At 31.2% G+C, this 205-nt stretch carries 1 protein-coding gene; it reads left to right on the top strand.

Going from position 1 to position 205, the window contains the following annotated elements:
* A partial coding sequence (locus GNY06_RS04810) for a transposase (protein WP_166519038.1) occupies positions 1 to 200 on the top strand: 200 nt, incomplete at its 5' end.
* Between the last annotated feature and the right edge of the window lie 5 nt (positions 201 to 205).

Raw genomic sequence — 205 nt, 5'->3', positions numbered from 1 at the left:
TGATAAAAGTAGTAAGCAGGGACAAAGAAAAGCTGGCAAAAAAGGAGTTTAAACCTGTAAGTAAACGATGGGTAATAGAAAGAACCTTTTCATGGTTTGATAATGATAGAAGGCTTTGCAGGAATTATCAACTCTTACATGAATCCTCCGAAAATATGACCAAATTATCTGCTATAAAATTATTAATCAATAAAATTTAAACAGG

It is taken from the genome of Elizabethkingia argenteiflava, assembly GCF_009904105.1.
Classification (GTDB): Bacteria; Bacteroidota; Bacteroidia; order Flavobacteriales; family Weeksellaceae; genus Elizabethkingia; species Elizabethkingia argenteiflava.
Note: the sequence above shows the minus strand (reverse complement) of the source record. Positions and strands in the feature narration are given on the sequence as shown.